The sequence below is a fragment of the Chroococcidiopsis sp. genome (assembly GCF_051657925.1).
In the GTDB taxonomy this organism is placed as follows: Bacteria; Cyanobacteriota; Cyanobacteriia; order Cyanobacteriales; family Chroococcidiopsidaceae; genus Chroococcidiopsis.
Genome location: NZ_JBOFLP010000084.1, coordinates 24,699 through 33,368 on the forward strand (window position 1 = coordinate 24,699; position 8,670 = coordinate 33,368).

General features: G+C 45.4%; 7 protein-coding genes. 4 read left to right on the forward strand and 3 right to left on the reverse strand.

Translation table 11 applies throughout. From position 1 onward, the window contains the following. Positions 1 to 310: 310 nt before the first annotated feature. Positions 311 to 3,649, forward strand: coding sequence for an ATP-binding response regulator (locus tag ACRC32_RS06475; RefSeq protein ID WP_438553217.1), 3,339 nt, complete (start codon positions 311 to 313; stop codon positions 3,647 to 3,649). Between the two features lie 231 nt (positions 3,650 to 3,880). On the opposite strand, the gene ACRC32_RS06480 is transcribed toward ACRC32_RS06475, so the two are convergent. From ACRC32_RS06480 to ACRC32_RS06490, 3 genes are all read right to left on the reverse strand, one after another. Then, positions 3,881 to 4,120 (reverse strand): hypothetical protein, encoded by a 240-nt coding sequence (locus ACRC32_RS06480; protein WP_438553218.1) that lies wholly within the window; start codon positions 4,118 to 4,120, stop codon positions 3,881 to 3,883. 226 nt (positions 4,121 to 4,346) lie between these two features. Continuing rightward, positions 4,347 to 4,916 carry a protoporphyrinogen oxidase HemJ gene (gene hemJ, locus ACRC32_RS06485; protein ID WP_438553219.1) on the reverse strand — a complete coding sequence of 190 codons (570 nt, stop codon included), beginning with the start codon at positions 4,914 to 4,916 and terminating at the stop codon, positions 4,347 to 4,349. Between the two features lie 98 nt (positions 4,917 to 5,014). Further along, positions 5,015 to 6,508: a carotenoid oxygenase family protein gene (locus ACRC32_RS06490; protein ID WP_438553220.1), complete on the reverse strand. Its 1,494-nt coding sequence runs from the start codon at positions 6,506 to 6,508 to the stop codon at positions 5,015 to 5,017. 79 nt (positions 6,509 to 6,587) lie between these two features. On the opposite strand from ACRC32_RS06490, the gene ACRC32_RS06495 reads away from it, so the two are divergent. From ACRC32_RS06495 to ACRC32_RS06505, 3 genes are all read left to right on the forward strand, one after another. Next, on the forward strand, positions 6,588 to 6,764 hold the full coding sequence (locus tag ACRC32_RS06495; RefSeq protein ID WP_438553221.1) for a hypothetical protein: 177 nt from the start codon (positions 6,588 to 6,590) through the stop codon (positions 6,762 to 6,764). A gap of 102 nt (positions 6,765 to 6,866) precedes the next feature. After that, on the forward strand, positions 6,867 to 7,841 hold the full coding sequence (locus ACRC32_RS06500; RefSeq protein WP_438553222.1) for a phosphate/phosphite/phosphonate ABC transporter substrate-binding protein: 975 nt from the start codon (positions 6,867 to 6,869) through the stop codon (positions 7,839 to 7,841). 24 nt (positions 7,842 to 7,865) lie between these two features. Further along, on the forward strand, positions 7,866 to 8,670 hold an 805-nt coding region (locus tag ACRC32_RS06505), incomplete at its 3' end, for an alpha/beta hydrolase (RefSeq protein WP_438553223.1).

Sequence of the window (8,670 nt, forward strand, 5' to 3'; positions counted from 1 at the left end):
CTCCAGAGTTCAAGAAAGGTGTCAGTTCCGTTACTTTTATGAAGTTAATTAAACTAAATTAAAACATTATAGCGTTTTCTCGTGCGCCTTTCCTTCCACAACTTCAGTTTGAGAGACTATAACTGGTATATGCGTAGCTCTGTTGCTAAAGGAGCTATAACTGTAATCGAAAGTCTCTATTGCTTGGCAGTTTTAGATTCAATTATCTATCCAGCAAAACACTAGAGCCAAAGATGGCAGCGCCAAGCGTTCAATTCGTGGATCGAGTACCGCATTTTTGCTTTCTCCCCACTCACTACTTTGTTAGCTCATGTCAAAGTCCAAGTACAACTTAGGTGACTTTATCGAGACTGTCCCTAGCTGTTTACAGACAGCTACTTTGGCTATGGCATGGGAAATCTTCAGCCAGGAGCAAAGCGATCGCCTGATTGTGTTGGATCGGCAACGATCTCCCCTGGGAGTGCTACATCTGCGGCAATTTTTCCCCCACTGGTTGGCAGCAACAAGCAATAGCAAGAATGCCAAGCAATCCTTATCCAAAGCAACCGCTCACATACTAGAACCTATAGAAAAGCTACCAAATGAGTTTAGCCTAGAACAGTTCCAATCGTATATATATTCAGATTCCCGTCCCGAACCCAGCGACATCAAGCAGACTTTTGCGATCGTCGATGCTGAGGGAAAGTTTTTAGGGCTATTGGAGCAAACAAAGCTCTGGAAAGTTTTAGCCGCAGCCGCGAGAACCAAAAAGCGCGATCGTTTAGCAAAAACAACTTTACTCAAAGCAACCATCGATCGCGGCATCGAGCCAGAGCAACTCGACCCGATCGTCCAACTGCTAGAAAGATTACCCTTACCATTGATGTTACAAACGAGCCTGGGCGAAGCGATCGCCCAGAATCCTGCCTGGAATCGGCAATTTGGTAACATGGGCAATCCCGAAGCAATTCGGCAAGAAGTCGAAGCAATTTTGAATGTGGCGGGAACTCAGCAATCGGTAATTGACTTGGAATCGGCAACAGCAGAAGTTACCGAAGTTAGTCGAGAAGTCGATCGCGCCAAGTTAAGCGATTGGCAGGCAACAACTCATCACTTCAGTCTCACTGCACTACAGGAGCAAGTCTCTTTACTATCCACACCCGATGCAGCAGACTCCGACATCATACGCTACTGCCAGCAGGGAGAACAAGAAGGGACGTGTATCTGTATTTGCCCCGGACAACAGGGGCAAGACCGAGTGTGGCAATTTCTCAAAATTCCTTTACAAATGTCAGTCGTCAGCCGCCAACAGCAATCCGAGCGAATTTGGTTGTTGATGGCTACAGATGTGACAGAACAGCGACAGATGGCATCGGAACTAGCCGCCAAAAATGCCGATTTGATTCAACTCAATCGCTTGAAAGATGAATTTCTTGCTTGTATCAGTCACGAGTTGCGGACACCCCTAACAGCAATGCTGGGGCTATCTACCTTACTAAAAGATCAGGCACTAGGACAACTCAACGAGCGTCAAGCACGCTACGCGCGGCTAATTCACGAAAATGGACGACATTTAATGAGCGTGGTCAATGACATTTTAGATTTGACCCGCATGGAGACAGGACAGTTAGAATTAACCCTCGAACCAGTCCACATTCGTAAAGTATGCGAACGTGCGGTCGAGCAAGCTCGGCTTGCCTTTAGCCCGAAAAACAACAAAACTGCTGTGGTAGAGGCAGGGACAGACAGTCATCTCGAACATCGCTTTACCTTAGCGATCGAACCCGAGTTAGAGATCGTTGTGGCGGACGAACTGCGCCTGCGTCAGATGCTGGTTCACTTATTGGCAAATGCCTTCAAATTCACGGCATCCGGCGGAGAGATCGGTTTGCGAGTCAGCTATTGGGCGGGGTGGATTGCCTTTACAGTTTGGGATACAGGAATTGGCATTCCCGAACACCAACAACACTTAATTTTTCAGAAATTTCAACAGTTGGAAACGCCGTTGACGCGCCAATTTGAAGGTACGGGTCTGGGTTTGGTTTTAACCAGAGCCTTAGCACGGCTGCATGGTGGTGATGTCAGCTTTTTGTCTCAAGAAGGTAAAGGCAGCCAATTTACCCTGTTGCTAGCTCCTACGCCGCCGAAGAAGAGATCTGGGGGAGCTGGAGAGGCTGGGGAAGCTGGGGAGCAGGTGGGAAGAACGTCCGCAAATTTACAACGACAGTCACTCGCTAATATCCCTACTGGCAACAACGCACTGGCGGCTCAGAGCCGGACACCTGGACGTGGAGAAAGCAACTTTGCTCTGGGGTCTTTGGTTTCTCCAGCTCCCGATCGGCATTTGGTGCTGGTTGTGGAGGCTGCACCCCGATTTATTGAAGACTTGGCAGAACAACTGACGAGTTTGGGATATTGGGTGGCGATCGCTCGTTCTGGAACTGAGGCGTTAGAAAAAGCCCGTCGTTTGCAGCCAGGAATTATATTTATCAATCCCTTACTACCTTTACTCTCTGGCTGGGATGTACTGACTTTGCTCAAATCCGATCCAGCCACGAGTCAGATTCCAATCGTCGTTACTACCACAAGAGCCGAGAAAAATCAAGCTCTTTCCCACCGGGCTGACGAATTTATCAGCTTACCCGTACAGCAGCAAGTCTTGCAGCAGGTGATGACTCGTTTGTGCGGCGCGCCAGTGACCTACTCTCAGGTCGAATTATCGCAGCGCGTCCAAAAGTACAAACAGCTGACGATTTTACGATTAGTGACTCCCAACACCGAACTTTTAGCCAGGGGCGATGTCAACCATTTAGAATCATCTCTAAATCACTGTCGCGTTCTCGAAGCCGATGACTTAGAGCAAGCATCATTGCTAGCGCGGATTTGGCGACCAAATGTCATTTTACTGGAGCGGGCGATCTGCGAACCCCTCGATTTCTTGCAACAGTTGACCGAGTATCCTAGCTTGGCAGATTTACCCATCGTGACGCTAGATGCCGCGATCGCTCAAGTTGCGAGTCAAATAGAGCAACTCAATATATTTCCTTGTTTGACAATTCCGCCAGAGCCATCAGCTGAAGTATTACTATCCGTTCTACACATGGCAGCAGGCGTGAGTTGGGAATATAGCGTGTTAGTTTTGGATATTGCTAATTTGGATGATTTGTCTGACGAACACAGCTACAATACTCAAGCTTCTGCCGTATCGTTGCGGGCGGAGTGGTTGCAAGCTTTAATTCAATATTTGCAAACAGCTGGTTTTCGAGTCGTGATGCCGCATACTTGGGAGGAAGTGCAGCAGCAAATTCAACAACAAAACGTCGATCTGATGCTCGTTTGTTTGGGAGAGATGCAACAAGTCGAGAAAGCCTGCACGGCGATCGCAACTTTAGAGCAGCAGAAATTACCACCTATCATCGCTATGGAGCGATTATTTACCCAAAATGAAGTTAGAGAGCAATTTCCCGCTTACTTAGAGTCAGAAGGGCGATCGCTACCTTCAGAGCAAATGCACAATTTGGGTAACGCGAACGTAGCATCTGATTTGGAGTCGATCGAGCGCGCATTGGGGGCGATCGCAACTAAAGTCCTGCCTTCCTCTATCTCTATGGAAGAGTTATTGAACAATATTCATCAAACTCTATTGGCTCACCCTGTAGAAAAGGATTGAGAGTGCAGAGGAAGGCAACATAGCCGCAACATTGAGAAACGCAATCGCGGATAAATGCAACTGGATGCAACGCGATCTGAAAATTTGTATTGATTTGTAAAAATGTTTTTAAAAGATTGTACTACTTTGCCAGGGTCAATTGAACGGAGTGGTGCGGTGAATTTATAACTGGCAGTACTTCTAGTGCTAAAAAGTGACTAATGCAACGATACGAACAATAGGAATTCTCGACTAGAACGAACGCGATTGAGCGAGGTCGCGAATCAAAGACGTTTTCCCGCGCAAGTAAGTACTCACATTCGCGATCGCTTCTCGATCTAAGGGTTGCTGGTTGCCAAGTTCTGAGATCAAGTGCGAGACCAATTCCGAGTCACTCAGTCTGAGTAGAATGCTGCTTTGAGTATGTTCTACCGCAGACCATAGCTGCCGTAGGATGGTTGAATTCATGTTGCGGGTTTCGGTTGCGTACATAACAAATAAAAAATTAAGGTTTTCTTTAGACTTTTTTTAGAATAGCTCATCGCCTTTTCGAGGCAACAGAAGTTGAAACATTGCTACACATAAATTTTGACTTCTATAAGAGTCTCCGTAATGTTTGCAGTTATGTACGCAATTTTACTCTGTCTGTAGAGGCAAAACCTGCGTAACCGTAGATCTACCCAAAGCTAGAAAGTCGGTGGGCATTGCCCACCATCAATCACTCTTGCGGTACTTGTGCCATTAATCTCTCTTTATCCAACCTCCGCTTTTTGGCGTAAAGTTGAATTGTTGCTGCCATTGCCACAATCATGCCGAAAATTGCCCAAACGGTAGCATTTGTAGGTAAGTTATTTTTAAACACGGCTAGCAATACGATCGCCACTAACATCACAGTTGGGGCTTCATTCAACGCCCGTAATTGCTGACTGCTCCACTTACACTCATTTTTTTCTAACTGTCGCATCAGCCGTTTGCAGTAGTGGTGATAGCCCAATAGCAGTACGACAAATGCTAACTTGACATGCAACCATCCCTGTTTCAGGACTTCCGGTTCCGTCGTCAGTAATCCAATTGCCATTGCGACTGTCACCAGCATCCCAGGAGTGGTAATAATGCTATACAGTCGCTTTTCCATCAATTGATACTGATTCTTGAGAATCGTACGGGCGGGTTCCGGCTGTTCGTCAGCCTCGACATGATAGATAAATAGCCGCACCAAGTAAAATAACCCAGCGAACCAAACAACAATGCCAACCAGATGAAACGCTTTAAACCAAAAATAAGTCATGATCCCAATTTTGGATGTTGAATTTTAGACTTTGAATGTTATACCATTTCAGATCTTTGCGCCTTTGCGTCTCTGCGTGACATTAAATCCAACAAAATTTACGCTTGTCGCCACGCCCCATGAAATCCCATCGGTACGACGCTAGGTAACTCCAATTTACAAACAGGTGGTGCATCTAAGCGATCGCTATCGAAAATCCAGACCTCACTGCGATCGCGATTTCCGTCATAGACTACCGTGACGATCCAACCAGAGGCGGAATTTTGCGGATCGGGGGCAAAAATTGGTTCCATTGGGTAGCAATTTTCGCCAAAATCTGCAACCGTCAGAGATTGAGTTTGCGAGTCAAATTTAGCGATTGCGCCAAACAATTCTGCACCGATATTTACCCCCGAACGATGGACGGAGAGAAAAGTAGGGGAAGCAGCTTGCCCAATTAAATGAGGTAATCCGATCGGAAATTCACAACTGCGATCTAAAATTTGCTCGATCGCCGTCACCTTACCCAACTTCGGATTCAAATGAACTCGCGATAAACTACTGGGTGCAGGTGTATGAGTTTGTCCCGTTGCCACTTCCTTTAAATATTGATTGGTCTGAAAGTCTTCATACCGCACCAAATCCACGACAATCGTACCGCTAGGATCGACGTAACCGTTAGCGAAATGCCATTGATACCAAGGTTCGGTTTCGCCGCGACTGACAAGGGTAAGGGTTTCGCGATCGAAGATGAGAAACTGAGTACCGAGTTGAGGCTGCCATTCGATCGCATCGCTGTAACAACTCAAGCCTAACAGCACGGGTAACGCATTTACCCTGACTGAAGGCACGAAAAAGACTAAATACTGTCCTGCTAGGACGAAATCATGAACGATCGGTACGCCATCTAAGGTAAATGTAGCTTTTTGCAGAATTTTACCCGTGCGATCGCTTTTATAGAGATTCAGTTTGGCGTTAATTCCAGGGCTAATCCCAAAGTTGAAAATTTCTCCTGTGTGCGGATCGCGCTTGTAATGGGCAGAGTAAGGTAAACCATTACTTAATCCAGATAAATCGTCCTCGCCTTTTGTCTCCAAAGTCTGCAAGTCTAAGGCGTGCGGTTTACCACCTTCCCACAATGCTAAGAGTTTATCTGGTAGAGGTAAAACAGAGGTATTTGCCACATTCTTGATTGGCTTCAACCATCGATTCCAGAACGCACCTGGGGCTGTCATCCCATAGTTACCATAAAGTAGGCGATTTGCGATGGCTTCTTTTTGGTAGCCAGCAGTTTGCACGTAGCGGTATGAGGCGATGGCAGATCCCCCCTCACCCCCCTTAGAAACGGGGGAATGAGATCCCCCCTCACCCCCCTTAGAAAGGGGGGAATTGAAATGGATGGCGAGAATTGCCCCATCACCATCAAACCAATGTCCCATCCGCATTCTACCCCGTTCTAATCTGGCGGGACCATTGCGATAAAGAGTTCCGCGTAAATTAGAGGGGATTTCTCCAGCTATGACAGGTAGGGGAGTGGGAGAGAATTCTGTTGCGGGTTGGGCGATCGCTTTTGCCCAAGCTTTCGTTGTGGAAGGTTTCGTAGTTGTCTGCATCAATGTTACAAATTGTCATTGGTCATTTGTCATTGGTCATTTGTGAAATTCCAATGACGCTAGAAATATACTCAGTCGCGTGTCTCAGAACTTAAACGAGAATGCCGTGTATTCCTATTTCTATAGTCGTGACAATCTAAGCGCGATCGCTCATCCTAAAGACAGTTATCAGTTGTCAGTTAACAGGGAGCGCACGAGCAGGGAGCGCACGAGCAGGGGAAGAGAGCTGGGGGAGAAAAAACCCAATGACAAATGACCAATGACCAATTAAGGAACTGAGAGAGGCTAAGCTTAGTCTGTTTGTGGGGGAACTCAATTGAACAATCGGCTTTGTGTATTCTATTACATTTGCTCTGAGATGCCTTACTCTCCTGGCAGAACGATAATTCTATGGTCGCTGATTGGTTTTGCATCTACCACGGTCATTGCTGGTAGCATACTGAGTATCTGGCGCTGGGTGCAACCTTGCGCCGTCGGGGAAAAAAGGTTTTGGATGAATTGCTATCGAGACTTGCAGGCACAACCGCTGAAAATTGGAGTGAGTGCTACCTCTCCAATAGAAGATTATCAGGCTTTAGCTACCCATTTACAGGAGCAATTAGGCGTTCGAGTAATCGTCGATCGCAATACGCCTTTTCCAGAAATTCGCGATCGCCTCGATCTCAAAGATTGGGATATTGCTTTTACTGGTTCTCCAGTACTTTCCATAGCAGCTGAGGATAATAACTACACTGGCATTGCTGTCATGTACCCCAACCGACCACTTTACGATCGAGCAGCGTTATTTGTTAAAGCTGATAGTAAGATTAAATCTATTGCCGATATCCAACCAAACACGACAATTGCTTTAGGTAGTTCCGCATCAGCCCTAACTTTTCTCATTCCAATTTATGCTCTATATGGCAAAACACTTAAAATTGGTAGAGGCTACCACCCTAGAGAAGCGATAAATTTAGTTAAGACTGGAAAAATTGATATTGGTGCTGGTCAGTATACCTCAATTAAAGACGACCCAGCATTGCGAGTTATTTATATCAGTAAGCCAATTCCTGGTGTGGGAGTTTATTTATCGCCTCGGCTTTTGAATTTCGATCGAGAGTTCATCAAACTAGCCATGCTCAACGCTAATGCAGAAATTAAAGCTAAAGCTAAATATACTACGGGTGAAATTCCTGATTATAGCGAACTCAGAAAAATTATTACTAGAGCTGAAGAGGTTTCTAGCTGCCTCAAATCGACGCGAAATTACTTTAATTGGCAAGTTCCAGTTAACTTATTTTGTCAAGAGCGATCGCCAATGAAATCGACGATTCGCGGAGAAGTACAAAAATAGTCGTAACTTTTCTAACTCATAAAAATGTCTGAATATTCCAATAAGTTATTAGCGATCGCCCGTGAAGTTCAAGCTACAGAGAGCAACCTATCATTGATAGCAGAAACGACTGGCTCGCAATTTTTAATCCAGCCGAATAGTGAAAAAGTTTGTCTTTTCTTTCATGGATTTACGGCAGTTCCCGAACAATTTGCTATCATAAGTAGAGCATTTTATCAAGCCGGATATCACGTTCTAATTCCCTTACTACCAGGACATGGTATTGCAGGTGAATGGAATGGAGATAATCCGCCACCACTACCAGAAGATCCCCAAATTTATCAAGAATTTGGTTGTCATTGGTTAGAAATTGCTCGCTCTGAAGGCAAAGAAATTATTATTGGTGGTTTGTCTGGTGGGAGTACTTTAGCTGCATGGTTAGCTTTAGAATATCCCGAGCTAATAAAGAAGACTTTAATATTTGCTCCGTATTTAAGTGGAAGTAATAAAGTCGTCGATCTATTTGTCAGAATTTTTAATATCTATTTTGAATGGTGGCAAGACCCCCAAATAGCTAGTTTTGGTTATGATGGTTTTGCCATGCCAGCTTTACGAGTTTTTTTGGATATGGGAACGGAGGTATTAGAAAAAGCCCAAACTCAAAAGGCTGCACCAATGTTAATTGTATCGAGTGAAAGCGATCGCGCTGTAGGAAATCGAGAACACGAAAAGTTATTTAACGCCGCAGTTCAGTTACAGCCTAAATCTTGGTATGTCTGTTTTGATGATGTGTGGGATATTCCCCATAACATGATGACCCAAGCAGAAGGAAACGAACACGTCGATCTGT